Annotated in this window: 19 protein-coding genes and 3 tRNA genes; 13 read left to right on the top strand and 9 right to left on the bottom strand. The window is 47.4% G+C overall.

Going from position 1 to position 23,621, the window contains the following annotated elements; genetic code table 11:
• Positions 1-12: 12 nt before the first annotated feature.
• Positions 13-426 carry a cytidine deaminase gene (locus E4N69_RS10330; RefSeq protein WP_162664217.1) on the top strand — a complete coding sequence of 138 codons (414 nt, stop codon included), beginning with the start codon at positions 13-15 and terminating at the stop codon, positions 424-426.
• Between the two features lie 90 nt (positions 427-516).
• The gene (gene aspA / locus E4N69_RS10325) at positions 517-1,917 is read left to right on the top strand and encodes an aspartate ammonia-lyase (protein WP_253823763.1); all 1,401 of its coding nucleotides are present in this window, start codon (positions 517-519) and stop codon (positions 1,915-1,917) included.
• Between the two features lie 101 nt (positions 1,918-2,018).
• Here aspA and E4N69_RS10320 read toward each other — a convergent pair whose 3' ends face one another.
• The 3 genes from E4N69_RS10320 to E4N69_RS10310 form a co-directional block, all read right to left on the bottom strand.
• On the bottom strand, positions 2,019-2,855 hold the full coding sequence (locus E4N69_RS10320; RefSeq protein WP_162664216.1) for a carbohydrate ABC transporter permease: 837 nt from the start codon (positions 2,853-2,855) through the stop codon (positions 2,019-2,021).
• 17 nt (positions 2,856-2,872) lie between these two features.
• Complete coding sequence (locus E4N69_RS10315; RefSeq protein ID WP_162664215.1) at positions 2,873-3,790, bottom strand: carbohydrate ABC transporter permease; 918 nt, start codon at positions 3,788-3,790, stop codon at positions 2,873-2,875.
• Positions 3,791-4,043: 253 nt separating this feature from the next.
• Positions 4,044-5,309, bottom strand: coding sequence for an ABC transporter substrate-binding protein (locus E4N69_RS10310; protein WP_162664214.1), 1,266 nt, complete (start codon positions 5,307-5,309; stop codon positions 4,044-4,046).
• Positions 5,310-5,505: 196 nt separating this feature from the next.
• Between E4N69_RS10310 and E4N69_RS10305 the strand changes: the two genes are divergently transcribed.
• The 5 genes from E4N69_RS10305 to trxA all read left to right on the top strand — a co-directional run bounded on the left by E4N69_RS10305 (position 5,506) and on the right by trxA (position 9,051).
• Positions 5,506-5,579 (top strand) — tRNA-Thr (locus E4N69_RS10305).
• Between the two features lie 9 nt (positions 5,580-5,588).
• Positions 5,589-5,670, top strand: a tRNA-Tyr gene (locus tag E4N69_RS10300).
• A 230-nt stretch (positions 5,671-5,900) separates the two neighbouring features.
• Positions 5,901-6,710, top strand: coding sequence for a class I SAM-dependent methyltransferase (locus tag E4N69_RS10295; RefSeq protein ID WP_162664213.1), 810 nt, complete (start codon positions 5,901-5,903; stop codon positions 6,708-6,710).
• A gap of 80 nt (positions 6,711-6,790) precedes the next feature.
• The gene (locus E4N69_RS10290) at positions 6,791-8,683 is read left to right on the top strand and encodes a hypothetical protein (protein ID WP_253714301.1); all 1,893 of its coding nucleotides are present in this window, start codon (positions 6,791-6,793) and stop codon (positions 8,681-8,683) included.
• A 62-nt stretch (positions 8,684-8,745) separates the two neighbouring features.
• Positions 8,746-9,051 carry a thioredoxin gene (trxA, locus tag E4N69_RS10285; RefSeq protein ID WP_253823762.1) on the top strand — a complete coding sequence of 102 codons (306 nt, stop codon included), beginning with the start codon at positions 8,746-8,748 and terminating at the stop codon, positions 9,049-9,051.
• A gap of 123 nt (positions 9,052-9,174) precedes the next feature.
• Here the strand turns inward: trxA and E4N69_RS10280 are convergent, their stop codons facing one another.
• The 5 genes from E4N69_RS10280 to sufC are packed head-to-tail and all read right to left on the bottom strand — an operon-like array spanning position 9,175 to position 14,638.
• Positions 9,175-9,960: a TIGR00282 family metallophosphoesterase gene (locus E4N69_RS10280; protein ID WP_253823761.1), complete on the bottom strand. Its 786-nt coding sequence runs from the start codon at positions 9,958-9,960 to the stop codon at positions 9,175-9,177.
• Between the two features lie 8 nt (positions 9,961-9,968).
• Complete coding sequence (locus E4N69_RS10275) at positions 9,969-11,165, bottom strand: SufS family cysteine desulfurase (RefSeq protein WP_253823760.1); 1,197 nt, start codon at positions 11,163-11,165, stop codon at positions 9,969-9,971.
• Positions 11,158-12,450: a Fe-S cluster assembly protein SufD gene (gene sufD / locus E4N69_RS10270; RefSeq protein WP_253823759.1), complete on the bottom strand. Its 1,293-nt coding sequence runs from the start codon at positions 12,448-12,450 to the stop codon at positions 11,158-11,160. Before sufD ends, E4N69_RS10275 begins: the two co-directional genes overlap by 8 nt.
• Positions 12,450-13,898, bottom strand: a complete 1,449-nt coding sequence (gene sufB / locus E4N69_RS10265) for a Fe-S cluster assembly protein SufB (RefSeq protein WP_253823758.1) — start codon at positions 13,896-13,898, stop codon at positions 12,450-12,452. Before sufB ends, sufD begins: the two co-directional genes overlap by 1 nt.
• 8 nt (positions 13,899-13,906) lie before the next feature.
• Positions 13,907-14,638 carry a Fe-S cluster assembly ATPase SufC gene (gene sufC / locus E4N69_RS10260; protein ID WP_253714296.1) on the bottom strand — a complete coding sequence of 244 codons (732 nt, stop codon included), beginning with the start codon at positions 14,636-14,638 and terminating at the stop codon, positions 13,907-13,909.
• Between the two features lie 180 nt (positions 14,639-14,818).
• Here sufC and E4N69_RS10255 point away from each other — a divergent pair.
• Positions 14,819-14,890 (top strand) — tRNA-Val (locus E4N69_RS10255).
• Between the two features lie 67 nt (positions 14,891-14,957).
• Here E4N69_RS10255 and aroC read toward each other — a convergent pair.
• Complete coding sequence (aroC, locus tag E4N69_RS10250; protein WP_253823757.1) at positions 14,958-16,073, bottom strand: chorismate synthase; 1,116 nt, start codon at positions 16,071-16,073, stop codon at positions 14,958-14,960.
• Between the two features lie 122 nt (positions 16,074-16,195).
• On the opposite strand from aroC, the gene E4N69_RS10245 reads away from it, so the two are divergent.
• The 5 genes from E4N69_RS10245 to gap all read left to right on the top strand — a co-directional run bounded on the left by E4N69_RS10245 (position 16,196) and on the right by gap (position 23,553).
• Positions 16,196-16,876: a DUF3298 and DUF4163 domain-containing protein gene (locus E4N69_RS10245; protein WP_253714294.1), complete on the top strand. Its 681-nt coding sequence runs from the start codon at positions 16,196-16,198 to the stop codon at positions 16,874-16,876.
• 46 nt (positions 16,877-16,922) lie between these two features.
• Positions 16,923-18,131, top strand: a complete 1,209-nt coding sequence (gene xseA / locus E4N69_RS10240) for an exodeoxyribonuclease VII large subunit (protein WP_162664202.1) — start codon at positions 16,923-16,925, stop codon at positions 18,129-18,131.
• Between the two features lie 49 nt (positions 18,132-18,180).
• The gene (locus E4N69_RS10235) at positions 18,181-19,629 is read left to right on the top strand and encodes a 3' terminal RNA ribose 2'-O-methyltransferase Hen1 (RefSeq protein WP_253823756.1); all 1,449 of its coding nucleotides are present in this window, start codon (positions 18,181-18,183) and stop codon (positions 19,627-19,629) included.
• Positions 19,619-22,327 (top strand): polynucleotide kinase-phosphatase, encoded by a 2,709-nt coding sequence (locus E4N69_RS10230; RefSeq protein WP_253823755.1) that lies wholly within the window; start codon positions 19,619-19,621, stop codon positions 22,325-22,327. The genes E4N69_RS10235 and E4N69_RS10230 overlap by 11 nt, the downstream gene beginning before the upstream one ends.
• Before the next feature lie 176 nt (positions 22,328-22,503).
• Positions 22,504-23,553 (top strand): type I glyceraldehyde-3-phosphate dehydrogenase, encoded by a 1,050-nt coding sequence (gene gap, locus E4N69_RS10225; RefSeq protein WP_253714290.1) that lies wholly within the window; start codon positions 22,504-22,506, stop codon positions 23,551-23,553.
• The last annotated feature ends 68 nt before the right edge of the window (positions 23,554-23,621 follow it).

The following is a 23,621-nucleotide window of genomic DNA, read 5'->3' as shown; positions in this document are numbered from 1 at the left end:
TATAATAGTAGTATGAAAGATTCAAGTAAGTATGATCATCTCTTTGAACAAGCTATGGAGGCGGCAAAAAATGCGTATGCTCCCTATTCTCATTTTAGAGTAGGTGCTGCGCTGCTGCTTGATGATGGCAGCGTTGTTACCGGTGTGAATGTCGAAAACCGTTCTTACGGATTGACCAACTGTGCCGAGCGTACTGCTATTTTCCGTGCCATCGCAATGGGTAAAAAAAATTTTACCGCTATTGCAATTGCCACTCCCGATGCGGATTATCCGGTCGGACCGTGCGGTGCGTGTCGGCAGGTTATTTCAGAGTTTATGCAGCCGGATGCCCCGGTTGTTTTCGGGTCATCCGCCGGTAATAGAATCGAGACAACCGTAGGCGGAGTCTATCCCTTCGATTCACTCCACGAGCTGCAACAAAAATAAGAAAATTTATCTGCTGATAAAAAAATTGAGCTGAGATGCTCTAAAAACTCAGCCTTTTGGGTTTTTCAATTGCCAAAAAAGGAGGAAATAATGCGGCAAGAACATGATTTGTTAGGTTATCGGGACGTTCCCGACGAGGCGTATTACGGCGTACAAACACTCCGCTGTACGGAAAACTTCAATATTACCGGCGTGCATCTCTCCGCTTATCCGGGTTTTATAAAAGCCCTTGCGATGGTGAAACAGGCGGCGGCACAGGCAAATTATGAATTAGGTTTATTGGACAAACCGATGGCGGAAGCAATTATCGCCGCCTGTAAAGAAATTATTGCAGGTAAGCTGCATGAACAGTTCCCTGTAGATATGATTCAAGGCGGAGCGGGAACATCAACCAATATGAACGCAAATGAGGTGATTGCAAATCGTGCGCTTGAATTGTTGGGGCATAAAAAAGGCGAATATACATTCTGCCATCCGAATAATCACATCAACCTTGCGCAGTCCACCAACGATGCGTACCCGACGGCAGGTAAACTCGGTATCTGCTTACACACGGAAAGTCTGATTACCGAGCTTGAAAACTTGGTTGCCTCTTTCCGCAAAAAAGGAAAGGAGTTCGGCAGCCATATCAAGATGGGACGTACCCAGCTACAGGATGCAGTGCCGATGACGCTCGGTCAGGAATTTGAATCGTATGCAGCGAGTTTGGAGGGCGAAGTGCCGCATATCCGGCAAGCTGTTTCGGGCTTACTCGAAATAAACATGGGTGCTACCGCTATCGGCACCGGCATCAACAGCGATCCCGCTTATGCGGATTTGGTAACCAAGCGGCTTGCGGAAATTTCAGGCTATCCCGTTAAAAAAGCGGCGAATTTGATTGCCGCAACGAATGATACCTCCTGCTTTGTGTCCTATTCAGGACAGCTGAAACGACTTGCGGTAAAAATTTCTAAGATATGCAACGACCTGCGTTTGCTTGGATCGGGGCCGCGCGCCGGGTTGAACGAAATTCATCTTCCGGCAATGCAGCCCGGTTCATCGATTATGCCCGGTAAGGTCAATCCCGTTATCCCCGAAGTGATGAATCAGGTATGCTTCCGCGTTATCGGAAATGATACGGCAGTGATGATGGCATCCGAAGCGGGACAGTTGGAGCTGAATGTCTTTGAACCGGTCATCATTTACAGTATTTTGGAATCGATTTCGATTTTAAACAACGGTATGTCTACGCTTCGGCAGCGCTGTATTGATGGCATCGAAGCGAATGTCGAGCGGTGCAAGGAGCTTACCTACAGGAGTATCGGCTTGGTAACAGCGCTTAATCCGGTACTCGGCTACGAAACCTCAAGCGATATTGCCAAAACCGCTCTCAAAGACAACCGCAGTGTTTATGACCTTGTGTTGGAACGCGGTTTATTATCGAAGGAGGCGCTCGACGAAATTCTGAAACCGGAGAATATGACGCAGCCTAAGAAAATGCACAAGCTGTAAGAAACGGGGCTGTCCAAAAACCTCAGGTTTTAAATGTATAGCCTATCCTAACGCGAAAAAGAGCAGCGGTGCAGGCATCGCTGCTTGCGTTTGCTTTCTATTTATCCTTTTACGGCGCCGGCAGTTAATCCCCTAATAAAGTTTTTAGACATCGTGAGGTATAATACCAAAACGGGAATGGCCGACAAGGTAAGCACAGCTAAAATCCGAGACCAATCGGTCATATACTGTCCAAACAAGCGTGTTACGCCGAGCAGCAATGTCTTGTGTGCATCTTGGTTGATAAAGATAAGCGGGAACCATAAGTCATTCCAGAACGGAATAAGATTATAGATGGCAACGGTTGCAAGCGCGGGACGCAAAAGCGGCAGGATAATAATGGTAAAGACTTTGTTACGTGTCGCGCCATCAATAACGGCAGCCTCGGTCAGTTCAGCAGGAATTTGACGGATAAATTCAGTTAAGACGAATACGGCTATCGGTAGCCCCATCGCCGTATATACGGGGAACAAGCCCCAGAGCGTATTTAAAAGCCCCAGTCCTTTAATCAGCTGCAAAAGGCGGATACTACCGATTTTGATCGGAAGCATCATCCCCGCGATAAAAAACAGATATAAAAAACGGGAAGCTTTATGTTTCCAGTTTACTAACGCATAAGACGCCATAGCGCCGAATAATAACACAAGAAAAATCGAACCGAGCGTTACAAAAAGGCTGTTGCGGAAATATAAAAAGAAGTCGCCGTCCGTTATAACCGACACATAACTTTCGAAATTCCATTTTTTAGGCAATCCGAAAGGGTCGGTATAAATGTCGAATTTAAACTTAAACGAATTGACAATCATCGTCCACAAAGGGAAAAGCACTAAAAACGTCCAAAAAATAAGTACAACATGAGAACCGAGATGCATTCTGTCACGTGAAAGAGAAGCTTTCATCCTATTTCCCCTTTACTTTAATTCTTGTCGCCTTGCGTCAAGCGTAGCATAATACCGACGCCGATCATCAGCATAATAAACGTTACCGTTGCAATTGCGGCTCCCATACCGGGATTGGGGATACCTACGGGGTGCTGCCCTGCAATTCCTACGCGATAAAAAAGCGTACCGATCAGATCGGTCGCATATTGCGGCGCACCGTTTACATTTTCCATCGCAAAAACAACGTCGAACGCATTGAAGTTATTTACGAATGTTAAAATTGCAACCATGCCGAGCACCGGTTTTATTAACGGGAGTTTTATATATCGAATTTTTTGCCAGCCGTTACAGCCTGCAATGTCGGCAGCCTCCAACAAATCGTCCGGAATGGTTTGTAAACCGGCTAGAATCATCATAGCGGGGATACCCACCCACTGCCACGATGATACCAACGAAATAGCTGTCAACGCATATTGCTGTTCACCGAGCCACGGTTTTATGAGCGTTTCAAGGCCGATATTTTTTAACAGGAGCGGCAAGGCACCCCACTGGGGGTTGAGTATAAGCTTCCATAAATATCCGGTAACCAAAATAGCCAACGTAACCGGAATAAAAATAATCGTTTGATAAAAACGTGTCCACTTCATACCCTTCGCGGTGAGCATGAGCGAAAATGTAAGGCCTAAAACGTTTTGAACCAGCATGTGAATAAAGAAAAAATACCACGTATTGCTGAATGCACCCCAGTACCGGCGGGCATTTTCGGCATCACCAAAAAGAGCTTTATAGTTATCTAAGCCGACAAAGACATTTTTACCGGAGACCGAAGAACCGGAAAAAAAACTAAGCCTGATTGAATCCGCCAGTGGAAAAGCCATAAAGACAGTGTACACGACAAAAGCAGGCAAAAGATATATAAGCCATCCGTACTTATCACTTTTTTTAATATGCATATTTGCAACTCCGTCGCTCAAAGCAACATGAACGGAGGATGGGTTGCCTTAAAGGTTATTCGTGCGGAGGGTTTAATACCCGCCGTCCTCGGCAACGCTCTGCGTCGTAACAAAGGGTATTAAAGCCGACTGCAACCACCTTATAGAACATACAATGCGAAACGTTGAGCATTGTACCCCGACGCTTGCGTCGGGGGTGTTGATTTACCGTTTCGGCAACTCATCCCGTCCGTATCGGATAAGAAACTAAACCTTAAGGTTTATACGATTTTGCAACCCCTGCAGCCAATGCATCGGCAGCTTGCTTAGCGGTTTTTTCACCTTTCATAACAGCGATAACGCCCTGATTCATCAGTACATAGCCGCTGGGGGATCCATCCATCCAGCGTTCCCATACAAAGCGTGCATCCTGCAGTTTTCCTGCGGTAAGCGCGAGAATTTCATTTGCGTGAGCATCTTTGATTTTGATGGGGGCATTAATCATCGGGAAAAAGCCGGTCGGCATAAATTCGGCGCAAACGGTTGCGCCCTGTACCGTACATAGCCATGCTAAAAAGTCTCTACATTCCTGAACATGCTTACTTGCCTTATTATACGCCATACCTGTGTCGGGATGGAAACAAACGGCTGCTTTTTTACCGGCAGGAGCGGGCGGTATAAACGTTCCCCAATTGAATGAAACGTCTTTAAATGCCCCGACATTCCACGATCCGTCTACCCACATGGCAGCCTGTCCGGTAGCAAACAATGCAATTGAATCGTTGTAGGTAAGAGCGGCAAAACCGTTGGGGCAATATTTTGCTACATCGGCCATTGCCTGAAAAGCGCTTACCATTTTAGCATCGTTCAAAGGTACCTTGCCCGACTGATATGCCATACGACCTTCGGCTCCACCGACAAAGCCCGGTAAAATACCCATCATAAAGCATTCATTAATGTCCCATTCGTCGGCAAGTCCGTTGGCGATCGGTGTAATACCGGCCTTTTTCAGCTTATCGCAGACAGCTAAAAAATCTTCCCATGTCTGTGGAACCGCAACTCCGGCCTTCTTGAATATGTCCTTATTATAGTAGACAACTTGTACAATTGCATTAAACGGGACGGCAAAGTTACGTCCGTCGGCGGCAGTCCATGGAGCACGATTCCCTGCGGTAAAGTTCGATTTTAAACCGGGAATGTCCGATACATCGGCAAAATAGCCATCCATAAGCAATTTTTCACCGGTTGCATACGAACGAGCATACATCAGATCGGGGCCGGTGCCGCTTTCAAGTTGCAGCCGCAACGTCGCATTGTAATCGACATTGATAGTCGGTTTAAATTCGATTGTTACATTCGGCTTTACCTTTTTGTACTCTTTAAGCAGCGCGCTGATCTGTGCAACGTCATCGGTACGCCAAGAACCCATCGTCAGCGTAACTTTCTCTCCTCCGCCCCCTTCATTTGCACCGTTTGCAAAAACGGGAGAAAATGCCGCGAGTAAAACACCGGCAAGCATCACAGCCGTGAATTTTTTCATAAAACACTCCTCCAACAAAATATTTATTGTCCGCCTAAAAGCGAAATTGGGTTTTGCAACGCAAAATCCGCAGTATAGCTTTAGCAGCGTTTACTATAGTATCACCCGTGAATTTCGATTTGTCAAGAAAAATCTATTTTCTTGTTTTACACTTGACAGATAATACGGAAACCGATATGATGCATCTCATATTTATGCCAACTTAGCTCAGCTGGCCAGAGCACGTGATTTGTAATCTCGGGGTCTAGGGTTCGAATCCCTAAGTTGGCTCATCGATATGGGGAGATTCCCGAGCGGTCAAAGGGGGCAGACTGTAAATCTGTTGGCTCCGCCTTCCAAGGTTCGAATCCTTGTCTCCCCATTTTTATTTCAAAAAAAATAAAGGCGAATATACCAGCTGAGGTTCGCCGGTTTTCATTTCTTATCGATTTTCCACTGTTTACGGATGACAAAAATGTGTCTTCTCTTGACTTAAAGTCCTAATTTAATTGTATTATGTATAGCAAACAGGAATAGATTCTTTAGGCCGTTAAAAAATAGAAGTTTTTGGATTTTTCAGTATTCCCTGTACAAGTCTTAACGGAGGCGGTTATGAATGAGTTTAACGGTGTGGCTGATACGATGCTTATACCGATGGCTGCGCGGATTTATGCGTCTAAACATTTTCCCGAATATTTTTATGATGGAACGGCTTTGTCGTTGGAATCAAAAATTCCGGCAGGAGCATTTGAGCGGATTTGGAAATCATCATCCCAATATACGATGCTGGCTTCAGTCGCCCGCTATTATAATTTTGACGAGATGATAAAAGGTTTTTATGACAAGCATGAAAAATGTAATATCATTAACCTCGGAGCCGGGTTGGAAACGGCTGCGTTTAGATTGCCTGCCATCAATGTTCCTTTTTACGAAATCGATTTACCGGAAGTGATAGAGCTGCGTAAAAATATCTTGGGAGCAAAAGAAAACGAAACGCTTATCGGTGCGGATATCTTTAAACTTGAGTGGGTAGAGGGTATAGACACTTCTCTTCCGTCTTTATTGGTCGTATCCGGTGTATTTCAATATTTTCGAGAAGAAAAGATAGTAACTTTTTTATCGGAGCTAAAAAAACGTTTTCCGAAGGGTGAATTGATTTTTGATGCGACAAACGCAATTGGTATAAAATATGCCAATAAATATGTACAAAAAACAGGCAATACTTCGGCGCAGATGTACTTTTATGTGGATGACGGTTCTGCTTTTGCCCGAAAATGCGATATGGAACTGATGGAGCAACGTACCTTTTATACCACTGCGCGGAAGATGCTGAAGCGTAAATTAAAACTGTATACCCGTATCGCGATGAAAGTATGTGACGATGGGGGAAGAACCATTATTTTGCATTTAAAACTGAATTAACCGGGTACTAAAATCGGATACCCACAAACTTTAGTTTTCCTCTTGTTCAATTAGGAAAAGTATGCAATAATAAGAAACAAATGGCTGTTAGTGTAAGACTCCCGGATATTTTGCGCACTTATGCTCTGCGCTTTAATAGTCCATTTGTTGGGATTAGCGAATTAACCGATTATTTACGAAAGTATGCTCAAAGAAACATAGCCGAAAAGCCTGATGTTGCTTCTTTCATTGATATATCGGAAACAAGATTGTTAACGGAGCTGGAAGCTCTTGAATCGGAAGGGAAAGTAGAGCTTATCGACGACAAACGGAAAGGTAAAGTTGTCTTTGTCCCATTCTATTTTCTCGATAAGGTGACACGTCAATACGAGATGATTCGTGAAAAACCTGAATTACCTTTTCCGCTTGCCAGCGCAATACCGCAGAATTTTTCCAAGCGTTTTCTCCGTTATATTAGAATCAATACCGATTTTACCGAGTTGCAGCCGGAACCGGAAAACGATACCTTTCTGTATCAGCTTATGTTTCCTGACGACACCCCTCCGCTTATTTTCCCGGGAAATTTTTCTACCGATCAAATGCTTGATCTTGCAATCGCAAAATTACGGTTCTTCTTTCAGAAGGATGAATTACGAGATTTTATTCAAAAAAAATTGATAACGGCAAACCCCGGAAAAGAGTATTCAATTAGAAAGTTTATCCTTACGATTCAGGCCCACTCGTCCGAAGCAATGTACACATTAAAAAAATCGGGTGATGTATATTTGTACTGGAGCTATCTTTGTTCCGTTGTAAAACAAGAATTTTCGAAGAAAACCGAAAAAATGAGCGATGAAATCACCATTTTGCAGGCTATCTTTATTATCGAATATCTGAATAACTATTATCGGAATAAGACGCAGCAGTCGCTTCAACGAGAAACTGCCCTAAAGAATCTCGATTTGGCACTTCAGAAACCTCCATATTATTTTAATAAGGCTGCCATTGTTAATTTTAAAGATTCCCGTGGAGTACCGTTGCTCGGGCAATATAGTCAAAGTGATCTTGAGGAATATATACAGGAAAAAACCGGTTCGGATGGAGATGCTAATTTACCCGATCTTCTCAGTTTCAAAACTCCTGATGGGGAGCGGTATTACATCATGTTGGATAAAACGGTACCATTAATTATCTCGCTGGTAAACGATAACCGAAAAAAATTGCGGGATGTTTGTTTAAAGAAATGGTATCAACAGCTGATACGGTTTGAACAATCCGATGCGATGCACACCGATTCGGCATTTAACCAGTTATTAAAAACTTTATGTGCGGAGTACGTACCGATATTGTATGCCTTACTGGGTGCCCCGTTTATTCCCATGCTTTCAGCTGACAAGCGTATTACGGAACATCAAGCGGCTGAGATTCGAAGAATATTTTCCCGCGACCGGTTATTATCCTATACCGACTTGTTTATGATGAACAGGCAAGAGCTTTTAACGGATGCAAAAATTCTATTGCCTTTTTGGTATACGATTCCTATCATATCTTCTATTATCGCTTTCTTTATGCGACCAAAGAAGACGCGTCGCTCCGCCCGGATGGGAAATTCTAAAGCCGAATCCTTGCCACAACAACCGGGGACCACTAATAAAAAGATTTCACCACGGGAAATTGCGAGCGAATTGCAGGCTGAGTTTATTCCTGCAAATAAAAGTTTGCAGGACTGTATTATTGAGCAGCTTGATCTGTGGAATACAATTATCGATCCTGCAATTAGAAAGCAAAATACCGATGATGTTAACTCCTTTATCAGAGATCAGGTAAAGATAGCACATAGAACGCAGTCTTTTACCAAACTGACATCCGACCGTATTCGTAATTTAGCGGATGCAATTGTCAGTACGCCCGGTTTGGCAAAAGTAAAAAATAAAGGGGCGTTAAGGCTTTATACGGAGTATTATATATTGTGGCTTGTGCTGCACTCTGTGTAATGAGATAAGTACACCGGATGATCGGTAAACGATGCATTTCATATTTTATGGAGGAAATTGGTATGGCTATACTACATTTAAATCAGGAAAATTTTGACAAGACAATCAACGGTGCCGAAACGGCATTGGTAGATTTCTGGGCTCCGTGGTGCGGGCCTTGTAAGATGCTTGGCCCCGTTTTTGAAGAAGCGGAAAAGGAAGTTAACGGAAAAGCCGTTCTTGCGAAGGTTAATGTAGATGAACAGCAAGACCTTGCAGTAAGATTCGGCGTTACCAGTATCCCGACGCTCATCCTTTTCAAAAACGGAAAAGAAATTAAACGCTCTCTCGGATTTATTGATAAAGCCAAGATACTGGCATTACTCTAATAAGCAGACAGTCATTCTACCCCGAGGCAAAGTATCGGGGTATTTCCCCCTCTGCATCAATAAGAACATATTTTAGGAAATACCGACCGGTTGAGCGGTTTCATCTTACGGAACCGCCGGTCTTTAGATACCCGCCTTATATACCCGTTTTAACGAAAGCGTTTTTTTTGTTTCCAATGATATCCTTGCAATAATGCCGCAGAATATCGCTTCTCCGCTTTCCGGTATGTTGAAGGTTTGCGGGGCAAGCGTGAGGCTTCGGGCTACAGCAGCCTCAATAGAGCTGCCGATGATCGAATGGAATGCCCCTATCATACCTGCATCGCTAATGTAGCCGGTACCTCCTGTGAGAATACGTTCATCGGCGGCTTGCGTATGGGTATGAGAGCCGAACACACAGGAAACACGCCCGTCAAGATAATACGCGAGGGCTTCTTTTTCCTGTACCGATTCCGCATGGAAATCCACCATAACTATTCCGTCAGCCTGTTCCGTTAATAAACGGTCAGCCGTTTGGAAGGGACAATCGATCGGGCGCATGTTTTCCCTTCCTTGTATATTCAGTACCGTCAACGTACCCTGTGGTTTACGCACGGTGATGATACCGCTGCCCGGCGCAAGCGGGTAGTTTGCGGGGCGCAGTATCCGTGGTTCCTGTCCGAAACCGGCTCGCAAGTCAAACCGCTCCATACTGTGATTCCCGCCGGTAATAACATCAACTCCGGCAGCAAATAAACGCTTGGCTTGTTCCAATTCTATGCCGGAGCCTTTCGCCGCATTTTCTCCGTTTACGATTATAAAATCAAGTTTTTCAGCTTTAATCAGCTCCGGAATCACCCGTACTGCAATATCGACGCCCAGCGTTCCGCAAATATCTCCGCCGAAAAAAAGAGTCAGTTCATCACCCATTATGCAATCTACCGCTTAAAGATTTCGTACACTTTTTTGAGGGCGGCGGCGAGGGCATCGATGTCTTCCTGCGTGTTGTAGATACCAAGGCTTGCGCGGCAGCAGGAGTTGATGCCCATATATTCCATTAGCGGCTGCGTGCAGTGGTGTCCGCTCCTGACCATAACGCCTTGCTCATCCAGAATATACGCAGTGTCGTGCGAATGGACGTGTTTGACGTTAAAGGCAACGGTCGGTACCCGCCGCTGCGCATCCGTATAGTACGCTTCCACAAAGTCGAGGCTTTTTAAGGCGGTTAAGAGTGAGCGGTGCAATCCTTCCACATAGCTATGCAATTCTTCAAGCCCGAGCTTTTTCAAAAAGTCGATACTCAACTGTAAAGAATGAATCGCAGCGGTATCTAAGGTGCCGCCTTCGTACTTTGCACCGCCCGCTTTAAACTCGCTGGTTTGTTCACCGACGAATTCAATCATGCTGCCGCCGTAGAGGAAGGGCGGCATTTTTTCGATAAGTGTGCGCTTGGCATACAGCACTCCGGCGCCGAACTCCGCATAGAGCTTGTGTCCCGAAAACGCGAGAAAGTCGCAATCCCATGCCGCAACATCATGCGGAAAATGCGCAATAGACTGAGCCGCATCGATAACGGCGACGGCGCCGTGCTTATGCGCTTCCGTGATGATCTCCCGTACCGGAAAGACAACCCCGGTGGTATTGACGGCGGCGGTTACCGCTACAATCTTGGTACGGCTGCCGAGCAGGGCTTTAAAACCTGCCATGTCGAAGTTGCCGTGTTCATCAAGGTAGACATACCGCAGCGCGGCGCCGGTTTTTCGTGCAACGAACTGCCACGGGATAAGGTTTGCATGATGGTTGGCAATCGAAATGATTATTTCATCGCCGGCATGAAGCTGCTCTAATCCGTAGCAGTATGCAATGATATTGAGCGATTCGGTCGCATTCTTGGTAAACACCACCTCGCCGGAATCGTCGGCGCCGATAAAACCGCTTACCGCAGTGCGGGCGGCTTCAATCAGTGCGGAGGATTCCATCGCAAGGGTATGGGAACCGCGTCCTGCGTTTCCGTTGCTGCGGGTGTAGTACGCCTGTACGCCGTCGAGCACTGCCTGCGGACGCTGCGCGGTTGCGGCAGCATCCAAATAGTGAATATTCCGATTTTGCAGTAACGGGAAGTATTGCTTATACATGTGCCGCCCCCATTTTGCCTTGAGCACTGTCTGACGCCGCTGTTTCGGTGCCGGATATCGCCGTTCCTATTTTGGATGCTGCAGCCGTTTTATCCGCTTGCGCCTGAATCTGCGTTGATAGGCGTGCATCAAATTCTGCGTTCAGCCGGTTCCTTATTGCTTCATCAGGAATACTGTTAAAGACGGGGCGGAATGCAGCGTCGATAATCAGCTTTTTGGCGCTGAGTTCGTCGAAGCCGCGGGTCATTAAATAGTAGAGTTTTTCTTTGTCGATGGCGGCAAAGCTCGCGGCATGCTCCCCGATAACGTCATCTTCATCGCAGAAGATAGTCGGGATGCTCGCGCCGACGGCATTTTTATCGAGCATGATGCTGTTATCTGCAAAGCGAGCGACGGAGGCTGAGCAGCCCTTATTCAAGAAAATATTGCCGCGGAAAACCTTATGCGCCTCGTTTTTGAGCGCGCCGCGGGCTTTTATCTCCGATAGCGTGCTCTTGCCGTTGATAATCAGATTATGTTCAAGATCCATCCGGCGCGTTTTATCGACAAAGTACAGCGGGAAGATATACACTTCCGCCCAATCTTCCTGCATATAGGAAGAATAGGACACGCCGCTTTTTTGCGAACCGAGCTGTATGTCGTGAACGGTTACCCGTGCTCTTTCGCCGACATCCATCCGCACCGTTTCAAAATTGAGCGCGGTGTCTGCAAAGTTTTGAATTTTGATAATTTCGACTGCGGCATGTTTTCCAATACGGATACTGATAAGTCCGTTCCGATACGATTGCAGCGCGGGGGATTTTTCGTCGGTATCGAAGTAGAGAATGAGCCGCGCCGCAGCGTTATCCGCTATGTCGATATAGCTCTGGTCAAACAACACGGAATAAGCCGCGTCAACGGTGAAGTGCACGAAAAAGTCTTGACCGGCAGCACCGACGACGCCGGCAAGATTGCCGCTGTCTTTACCGCTTTGAGTATTGCCGCTTTCGGTCTTATCGTATTCAGCAGCGTTATCAGCTTCAATTTTGAGGTAAAAGCCGCTGTTCCGCTTTGCCTGCACCTCATCGGTAAAACGCTTCCCCAGCCCGCAGTTTTTCTCGCGCGGAGACTTTTCGGTGTTGAATATTTTTGCAATCTGCTCCGCACTGCATGTTTTGAGGAAGTCTTCAATCGGTAGATACTGTGCGGTCTTAGATTCCGTATGAAAAAAGATACCGGAAAAAGGAGCCGTCGGTACATCCTGTATATGATAATCGAGCCGTTTAAAATAGTTGTCGTTTCTCATCAGCCTATCGTTCCCTCCAGCTCAATAGAAATAAGGTTATTCAGCTCGACGGCATATTCGAGCGGAAGCTCTTTGGAGATCGGTTCGACAAAGCCTTTGATAATCAAGGATTTAGCTGTCGCTTCGTCGAGGCCGCGCTGCATCAGATAAAAGACCATCGAATCGCTGATACGCCCGATCTTCGCTTCGTGTCCGATGTCGGCATCATCGGTATGGCTTTCGATAATCGGGATGGTGTCGGTGCGGGACTCGTTATCCAGCATCAGGGATTCGCATTCGGCGAGCGCCTTTGCGCCGGTTGCATCCTTACCGATAACCAGCAAACCGCGGTAGTTCGACTCACCGCCGTTTTTCGCAATGGAGCGCGAGTGCATTTCGGACACGGTGTTCTTACCGATATGGACGGTTTTAGTACCGGTGTCGAGACACTGCCCCGCGGAAGCGAAGGTAACACCGGTAAACTCGGAGCGCGAGCGGTCGCCTTTCAAAATACTCATAGGATAGAGCATCGTTACGCGCGAGCCGAACGAGCCGGACACCCATTCGATAGCGCCGTCTTCTTCTACGATTGCCCGCTTGGTATTCAGGTTGTAAAGGTTGCGCGACCAGTTTTCGATCGTGGAATAGCGCATGGTCGCCTTTTTGCCGACATACAGCTCGACGGCGCCCGCGTGGAGCGCATTTTTATAGTACTTAGGTGCGCTGCATCCTTCGATAAAGTGCAGATAGGCGCCCTCATCGACGATAATCAGCGTGTGCTCAAACTGTCCTGACTGGTTCGCGTTCAGTCTGAAATAAGATTGCAGCGGCAGCTCTACCTTGACGCCCTTGGGTACATACACAAACGAACCGCCCGACCATACCGCACCGTGCAGTGCCGCAAACTTATGATCGTTCGGCTTTATTAACTTCATAAAATGCTCGCGGACAATGTCTCCGTAACGCAGCACCGCCGATTCCATATCGAGATATACGACCCCTTGGTCGGCAAGATTTTTCTGCAGGCTGTGATACACCACTTCGGAATCATACTGCGCGCCGACGCCCGCCAGCGAGGTTTGCTCCGCCTTGGGAATACCGAGCCGGTCAAAGGTCTGCTTAATCTCCTCCGGTACCTGATCCCAGTCGGTCGCCATCGGCTTTTCGTCCGAAACAATGTAGTGAATAATCTCTTGAATATTCAGGTCGGAAATATCAGCGCCCCAGTCCGGCATCGGCCGTTCAAAAAAATACTGCAAAGATTGCAGTCTGAGGTCGAGCATCCACTTGGGTTCCAACTTGCGGGCGGAAATCTTTCGCACTACATCTTCATTCAGCCCCATACCGGTGGAATACTGATAATCGATTTTGTCCTTTATATCGTAAATGCCCCGCTCAATATCGGAGACGAATGTACGCTTCCGCGTTTGGAACAGGGGCGAACGGGAATCTCTAAAATCATTACTCATAGCCGCTCCTACATCCCTGCGTATCCGTGCTTTTGAATATGCTCTACCAGCTCGATGCCACCAGTCTTTACCAGTGATCCGTTAATCAACACGTGGACATAATCGGGCTTTAAGTAATCGAGTACCTTGCTGTGGTGAGTGATGATTAAGATGCCCATATCCGGCGTTTTGAGTTTTGCAACGCCCTCAAATACAATTCTGGTGGCATCGATATCCAGTCCTGAATCCGTTTCGTCCAGAATAGCGAGTTTGGGTTGGAGCACGGCGAGCTGTAATATTTCGTTTTTCTTTTTTTCGCCGCCGGAGAAGCCGACGTTCAAACTGCGGTCTGCATACTCAGGATTGATACTGAGCGATTCCATCAGCCGAAGCAGCTCTTTGTGAAAGGTAAGCGCCGGTATTTTTTTACCGGTGACGGCTTCCTTTGACGCGCGGAGAAATTCTTCGACCTTTAAGCCGGGAATTTCTTCGGGATTTTGGAAGGAAAGAAAGATTCCTTTCCGTGCCCGCTCAAAAACAGGCAAATCGTTGATCAATTCCCCTTCAAAAAAAATTGAGCCTTGGTCAACTTGAAAGACGGGATTACCGACAATCGCTGCAGCAAGCGTAGATTTTCCGGCGCCGTTCGGCCCCATAACTACGTGTATCTCGCCCGCGTTGACGGTCAAGTTCAAATTATGCAAAATCGGCTTTTCATTCACCGACAGATGTAAATTTTCTATATGTAATAGCGGTTTCATACGCAACTCCTTCGTGTGAAATACATAAGTAAAATATTATAACAAGATGCAAAATACGTTACAAGAGTTTTATTTTTGTACAGAAAGGAGCCGCCGCTTAAAATATTCCCGATGCATTTGTTTATGGTCAGCTTGCTTAAAATCGGCGAATATGCTACATTCATTCCGTTGTTTAAAAACGGACGATTAACTCAGTGGTAGAGTGCTACCTTCACACGGTAGAAGTCACTGGTTCAAACCCAGTATCGTCCATTTTATCTTTCTCATCATTTACTACAATACTACAATTCAATATTGCTACAATCCGATGTCGATTTAATTAAACTTTTAAGATTTGCGCTGTGCCCTGCCGAAGCATCATATCCGCAAGCACAATGGCAACCATCGCGTCGATAACGGGCATAACCCGCCGGTAGAGGCAGACATCATGCCGTCCCGTAATAGCATGACTTATGCGGTCTCCGCTTGCAGTTTCCATTATCTGTTCTTGAGCGATTGAAGGCACCGGTTTTATGACTGCCTGAAACACAATGTCTTTTCCGTCGGAGATGCCGCCGCTAATTCCCCCGTGATGATTTTTATCGAGAGCATTTGCTTCCGATCCGGACATACGCGCCAGCTGAAAGCCTGCACCGAATGCAATGCCCTTAACGCCGCCGATGGAAAGCACCGCCTTTGCGAGTTCCGCTTCAAGCTTATCAAAGACCGGCTCGCCGAGACCGGCAGGAACATTCCGTACCGCGCACTGCACAATAGCTCCGGCGGAATCGCCGGCCTGCTTAATCGAAGCGAGTTTACTGTTTATTTCCGATGGGAGTTCATCCGTTGCAGAGATCGGGGCGCAGGAGATGCCTGCAATTTCTATTGCTGAGGTTTGGATAGTGATCGGGAGGGTAGTGCCATACTGCAGGCGGTTTTCTCCGTCAGCGGATGTGCCGTCCAGCGGTTTACCGTCAGCCTTGCACGCCCTATACTGCGCAGGATACGATGTCGAACAATGTGTCAACATTTTTTTTGCGATAACACCGGCGGCAATCCGTGCAGCGGCTTCACGCCCCGATGCGCGTCCGCCGCCGCGCCAGTCGCGGCGGCGGTATTTTGCCTCGTAGGCAAAATCCGCATGACCGGGACGGTATAGGTCTTTTAGTGCTTCGTAGTCATGCGGACGCGCATCGGTATTGCGCAGAAGCACCGCAATCGGCGTTCCGAGGGTTTTGCCTTCAAATACGCCGGAAAGGATTTCGGGTATATTCGGTTCCCGCCGCGCGGTTTCAAAAGTACCCGAAGGCCGTGCCGTATTAAACGCAGCGGTAAAATCTTCAAGCTCCAGCGGAATACCGGCGGGGCACCCGTCAACGACAACGCCGATTGCGGCTCCATGGCTTTCGCCGAACGTAGTAACTCTAAAGATTGTTCCGAATGTATTTCCTGCCATGGCAGTATCTTATTCTAAATACCAGCAGAGCACAAGATCGCCTTTATGGTAACCTTTCAGACTTTGTAAATGTTTTATCAATTGTCGATACATACGACTAAATATTTTTACAGGAGAATAATATGAAGAATTTTAACCGTACTTTACGTATAAGTGCAACAGTCGGTTTTATTTTGGTGCTATGCTGCTTGGCGTTTGCTGTCTATGCGAAGGATAAAGATAAAAACAAGAAGCAGGGGATCAGCTACGAGGCCGACATCGACTATCCCGTTTTTGAAAAAGAACCTCTTCTCAATGCCCAAGTTTCCGATGTTGTTCAGAAGGCTCTTGAAGCCTTTAACAGCGAATTCTTTTCTGCGGAAGCGCCCGCCTATCCGCAAGGTTTTCAATTCGATATTGACAGCAGCTCGGTATATGAGGATTCGAAGCATATCAGTTTTCTCTTAACTGTCTATCAATATGTCGGCGGCGCAGCACATGGTAGTACCACCCTTATTCCGATAACCTACAGCAAGCAAACAAAGAAACTGCTTTCATTGGAAGAAGCTTTGCAACCGGCAAAAAAAGACTGGCTTGCAGCTCTTTCAACTGAGGCACGTAAACAGCTGAATGCTCAAGTTCAAAAGAAGACCTTTAGCTCCGACGAGGATTGGATTAACAGAGGCACGGAACCTACAAAAGAAAATTTTGCGGTCTTTAAGCTTGAAAAAAATTCCGTCCGCATTGTCTTTAGTCAATACCAAGTCGGGCCGTATGCTTCCGGTATGCCGGAAATTGTTGTTCCCCGCTCGTTGTTTAAGTAGGTTTTTACAGCGTAGATTTTTTATAATATTATGATATGATGCCGGTATGGATCACGTATATTCGATACAAGAGATTACTGGCATTATCAAATCGCTTTTTGAGCAAAATTTTTCCTCCCTCCGTATTGCGGGGGAGATTTCCAACTGCCGCCCTTCAAGCACCGGGCACCTCTATTTTACCCTAAAAGATGAAAAAGCCGCATTGCAAGCGGTTATGTTTAAAGGCCGTACATGGACACTCGGCTTTGAGCCGAAAGACGGACTCAAGGTTATTGTATCAGGTTCGCTGTCGGTATATGAGCAGCGTGGTTCGTACCAGATAATCGTCGAAACGATGGAGCTTGCCGGAGAAGGCGCTATTCTGAAAATGCTGGAAGAGCGGAAGCAGAAACTTGCGCGCGAAGGCCTTTTTGACCGAGACAGGAAGCGCCCGTTGCCGTTTTTTCCGCTCCGTATCGCCGTGATTACCAGCCCAACGGGCGCCGCCCTGCGCGATATCCTCACTGTACTTTCGCGCAGGAACCGCACGGTAAGTGTTACCGTGCTTCCCGCTCCCGTGCAGGGAGCGGAGGCGGCGCCTGTGCTGGTACGCCAGCTGGAAACCGCCAATCGGTATAAACTCGGGGAGCTTATCATTATCGGAAGAGGCGGCGGCTCTTTGGAAGACCTGCTCCCCTTCTCCGATGAAGCAGTTGTCCGCGCCGTTGCCGCTTCGGAAATTCCGGTTATCAGCGCAGTCGGGCACGAAATCGACTGGGCACTCACCGATTTTGCAGCGGATGTGCGCGCACCCACGCCGTCTGCCGCCGCCGAGCTTGCCGTACCGGTCTTAGATGAAATCACCGATACCATCACTCAAATACAGTCCGATATGCTGCGTAGTATCGGCAGCGCTTTGGAAAGAATACGGCTTACGATTAAAGGGTTTACACCGGAGTCGCTTGAGATGAAATTCCGCCGTATCGAGCAGCCGCTTTTAATGCGCCTTGACGATGCGAAAGAAAATCTGCTGTACACAATGCAGGCGCGGCTGACTAACACAAAGCACCGGCTCGCCTTACTAATCCGAACCATTGAAGGGGCAAACCCGCAGGAGATCCTCAACAGAGGATATTCTATCGTCTACAATCGGCAGACGGGACTTGTGCTCCGCCGTGCGCAGGATGCGGTAGCTGCCTGCTCACTACGCATTAGGCTTGCCGACGGCGAAATCAAAGCCACTGCTCAAGGACAGTGGGATACACATGAGTCCTAGAGATTCGTAGGAAAAAAATTTTTTCCTATGTCGATAAAACGGAGTGTCTATGTTATTAACCATAACGGCGGAAGGAGAAAATGCCGCAGCTTTAAGCTTTTTGCTGCACAAGCATCCCGATAAATTACAGCAGGTTGAGCTGTCAGTCGGTGCTGCATATATATTTTATCCGGAGTGTGAAAAAGAAAAAGTGACAGCGGCTCTCCTTTTGGATATTGATCCGATCGGCATGGTACGTAACGCAAAGAATTTTGCCGGGAAAGATTTTTTACTGGGGCAGTATGTCAACGACCGGCCGTATGTTGCGTCTTCTTTTATGAGCAGCGCAATTTCAAAGGCGTTTTCGAGTGCGATGAACGGCAGCTGTAAAGAGCATCCTGAATTTATCGATATGCCGCTTGCCTTAACCGCCAAAATCTCCGTGCTGCCGGCACCGCGGGGCGGTGAACTGTTGATTAAACGGCTCTTTGAACCGCTCGGGTACATAGTTGAAGCGGAACGGCACCTGCTCGACACACAATTTTCCGAATGGGGCTACGGAAAGTATTTTACGCTTACGCTTAAAAATACACTGACGATAAAAGAATTGCTTTCCCACCTCTATGTACTCATTCCTGTTTTGGATAACGAAAAGCACTATTTTATCACACAGAATGAAGTTGAAAAATTGCTGCAAAAGGGCAAGGGCTGGCTTGAGCAGCACCCTGAACGGGAAATTATTGTTTCGCGGTATTTAATCAACCTAAAATCGCTGGTGCGTTCCGCCTTTGAAGTACTGCAGGCAGTGGAAGACGGCATCATACCCGACACTGATAATGAGGCTGAGCAAGATGAACTTACGAAAATAGAAGATACTGCTGCCGCTCACACTCAGCTGCAAAAAGTAAAAAAAGAGCGGCTCCATGACATACGGCTCAAACTTGTCGCAGAAAAATTAAAGCAGAGCGGGGCTGCAAGCGTTATTGATTTAGGCTGCGGTGACGGCAAGCTGCTCAGACTACTCTTAAAAGAAAAGCAGTTTACCCGGATTGCCGGCACTGATGTTTCGTATTCGGAATTAGAAAAAAGCCAAGACAAACTCCACTGGAACGAAATGCCTGAAAAGCAGCGCGAGCGGCTTTCGCTTTTTCAAAGTTCACTGACCTATCGGGATAAACGGTTCAGCGGGTTCGATGCCGCAGCCGTTGTTGAGGTAATAGAACACCTCGATCCCAACCGCTTGCCTGCGCTGGAAAAATCCCTGTTTACCTACGCAAAGCCTCAGATCATTGTGTTGACCACGCCGAACCGTGAATACAATGTGCGCTACGAAAATCTTTCAGCAGGAAAAGTGCGGCACAGCGATCACCGGTTTGAATGGACCCGCTCGGAATTTGAAGCATGGGCGGAACGAGTTGCGCGTGAAAATAATTATACGGTTGCATTTTTCCCAGTCGGTGAAGAAGAAGAAAACATAGGAGCGCCGTCGCAGATGGCGGTATTTACGTATGGAAATTAGAATACCAAAAACAGCCTTAGTACTGCTCGTGGGTGCTTCCGGCTCAGGCAAGAGCAGCTTTGCTAAAAAACATTTCGCCCAGTATGAAACCGTTTCGTCGGATGCGTGCCGCGGTATCGTTTCCAATGATGAAAATAATCAGGCAGCCTCAAACGATGCCTTTGAACTGTTCTATTATATTATTTCAATGCGGTTAAAAAAAGGCTTACTCACGGTTGCGGATGCAACGAATATTCAGCCTGATGCACGGAAAAAACTCATCAACATTGCCCGTTCCTTTCACGTACTGCCTGTTGCTATCGTCTTTGATGTGCCGCAGGAGTTATGCGAAACGAGAAATCAACAACGCACAGACCGGAACGTTCCGCCTCATGTTATCCGGCGGCAGCTGCAGGATTTAAAGCGTTCCCTCAAAAGTATAAAAAAAGAAGGCTTTAAAAAACTCTACACATTCCGGTCGGAAGAAGAGGTCAATAACGTGCCCGCGATTGTGCGGGAGAAGCTCTATAACGATAAGGCTGAACTGCATGGCCCCTTCGATATTATCGGGGATGTACACGGCTGTTACGAAGAGTTGATTGAGCTGCTGCAAAAACTCGGATATATAGTAGAAGAAATAGCAGATGACGGTACCAACTACGGGTTAAAAGTCAGTCATCCTGAAAACCGTACGGTCATTTTTTTAGGTGATTTGATCGACCGAGGCCCCGCATCGCCCGCCGTACTGAAATTGGTTATGAGCATGGTCAGAAGCGGTATAGCGCTCTGTGTTCCGGGCAACCATGATATGAAGCTCCACAAAAAACTCACCGGAAAGGCAGTGCAGGAAAAACACGGCTTGGCTGAAACACTCCGGCAGCTTGAAGGTGAACCCGATGCATTCAAGAACGATGTAAAAGAATTTTTGTACGGGCTTGTCAGTCACTATGTGTTGGATGCAGGAAAGCTCGTGGTTGCCCATGCGGGGCTCAAAGAGGAGATGCAGGGACGCGGTTCGGGAGCGGTACGCTCGTTCTGTCTGTATGGAGAAACCACCGGAGAAACGGATGAGTTCGGCTTACCGGTGCGGTACAACTGGGCAGCGGAATACCGCGGACGTGCAAAGGTTGTATACGGACACACCCCTGTGCCATCCGCACAATGGCTGAATAACACCATTGATATTGACACAGGCTGCGTCTTCGGCGGCTCCCTCACCGCGCTGCGCTACCCCGAAGAGGAACTCGTTTCGGTACCGGCTCACACAATGTACTGCGAACCGGTGAAGCCGCTGGAGGTAGCAGAACTCAGCAGCGCGGCAGTCCAAGCAGTCCTGCTGCCAATGAACGAGGAGGCAGTACCTCCAGTTGGTAGCGGAACAACGCAGCCGTCGGGGGACAAAGCAGCAGCACGCACCGCTGGCAGCAACACTGCACACAATACAATCATGTCATTGCAGCATCAAGATGATGATGTCCTCGATATAGAAGACGTAACGGGTCGGAGGATTGTTCAAACACGGCTTAAAAACAATATCTTAATTCGGCAAGAAAACTCCATCGCCGCTCTGGAAGCAGTGAGCAGGTTCGCGGTAAACCCTAAGTGGCTTATCTACCTGCCGCCTACCATGTCTCCCTGCGAAACAAGCACACTCGACGGCTTCTTGGAATATCCCGCCGAAGCAATCGGCTATTACAAAAACCGCGGGGTTCAAGCGGTGGTTTGCGAAGAAAAGCACATGGGTTCCCGCGCGGTACTCGTTATCTGTAAAGATGAACAAACCGCAGCGCACCGTTTCGGTATTACCGGGGAAGGATTCGGTATCTGTTATACCCGCACGGGGCGGAACTTTTTTAACGAACCGGAAACCGAACAAGCGTTTCTAACAAGGGTACGGGATGGGCTTACCCGCTCAGGCTTTTGGGGAAAGCATCAGACCGATTGGGTGTGTCTGGATGCAGAACTGATGCCGTGGTCGGTAAAGGCGCAAAGCCTTATTCAGGCGCAATATGCAGCAACGGGATCCGCTGCGCTCAATGCACTTTCGGAAGTGGAAGCCGTGCTGCGTGTAACGGCACAGCGCGGTATAGAAGGTGCTCATGAGATGCTGCATACCTTTGCAGAGAAAAAGCATGCAGCGGAAAAATTTGTTTCCGCATACCGCGCCTATTGCTGGGAGGTTACCGGCATCGATGATTACAAACTTGCACCGTTCCATATTTTAGCAACGGAGGGTGCTGTTCATGCCGATAAAACCCACCAATGGCACATGGAACAGATCGCCGAGATCTGCCGTGCGGATTCCACGCTTTTTAAACTGACGCCGTATAAAATGGTGCATTTGGACAACGAAGCGGAAATTACCGATGCGGTAGCGTGGTGGCTTGAGCTTACGGGTAAGGGCGGCGAAGGCATGGTGGTAAAGCCGTATCAATTTACCGCTTATGGTACAGACGGTACGCTTTTACAGCCTGCCGTAAAATGCCGCGGGAAAGAATATCTCCGGATTATCTACGGGCCGGAATATTGCAAGCCGGAAAACCTTACCCGGCTTAAAAAACGGGGACTTGCAAAAAAGCGGAGCCTTGCCCTCCAGGAGTTCGCCCTCGGTATCGAAGCGCTCGAACGCTTTGTACGGAAAGAACCGCTCCGGCGTATTCACGAAAGTGCATTCGGCGTGCTTGCTATGGAAAGTGAGCCGACCGACCCGCGGCTGTAAACACAATCGACATCTCCGACGCAAAGTGTCGGGAGCTTAAACCCTCGTATGGATAATATTGACAACCGTACTCTTTTTATTTACAGTTAAAAAAAGAGTTATAGAACACAAAGAATAGCCGCAGTATTATTTAAAGGCTTTTCTCCGGTGTGTTCCACTATTTTAAGGAGATAAACATGAAAGTAGCTATTAACGGATTCGGCAGAATCGGTCGGCTTGTGTTCCAGGCATTGGTTGAACAGAATTTGCTTGGAAAGGATAAATTTGATGTCGTTGCGGTTGTCGATCTTTCAACCGATGCAAAGTATTTTGCCTATCAGCTTAAATATGATTCCGTACAGGGCAAGATGAATGCCGAAATCGGTACAAAAGGCGATGATGTACTGGTGATTAACGGGCATGAAATCAAATGCGTCTCCGGCAAGGGCTTAACCCCTGCTCAGCTTCCGTGGAAGGAATTAGGCATCGATCTCGTTATCGAAAGCACCGGCTTGTACACAAACGAAAAAGCCTACGGCCATTTGGAAGCAGGTGCAAAGAAGGTTATTATTTCCGCGCCTGGTAAAAGCGCTGACGCCGCAAAGCCCATTAAAACCATCGTTATGGGTGTAAACGAAAATGAATATGATCCTGCAAAACATCACGTTGTTTCCAATGCAAGCTGCACCACCAACTGTTTGGCACCTCTTGTTCATGTCATTTTAAAAGAAGGTTTCGGAATTGAAACGGGATTGATGACAACGATCCACTCTTATACCGCAACACAGAAAACCGTTGACGGTGTTTCGATGAAAGACTGGCGCGGCGGACGGGCAGCTGCTATCAATATTATCCCGTCTACGACCGGCGCTGCTAAAGCTGTCGGCGAAGTATTACCTTCAACAAAGGGCAAGCTGACCGGTATGTCATTCCGCGTACCGACTCCCACCGGTTCGGTTGTCGATTTAACCTTCCGTGCAACAAAAGATACCTCTATTGAAGAGTTGGATGCAGCATTCAAGAAAGCTTCCGAAACCTATATGAAGGGGATTTTAGGCTATTGCAACGAAGACATCGTTTCCACCGATATTATTCACGACAAACGATCTTCCATCTATGACAGCAAGGCAACGCTCCAGAATAACCTCCCGGGCGAAAAGCGCTTCTTCAAAGTAGTTTCGTGGTATGATAACGAATGGGGATATTCCAACCGCGTTATCGACCTGCTCAAATTTATGAATAAATAATTTTTTTAGGCGCTGTGGAAATGACGATTCGCTTCTGCAGCGCTGCCTTCCTTTCTAATCTTTACCGC

This window comes from Treponema sp. OMZ 906, from assembly GCF_024181185.1.
Taxonomy (GTDB): domain Bacteria; phylum Spirochaetota; class Spirochaetia; order Treponematales; family Treponemataceae; genus Treponema.
The sequence above is the reverse complement of the archived record's forward strand: the minus strand, read 5'-3'. Positions and strand labels throughout refer to the sequence as shown.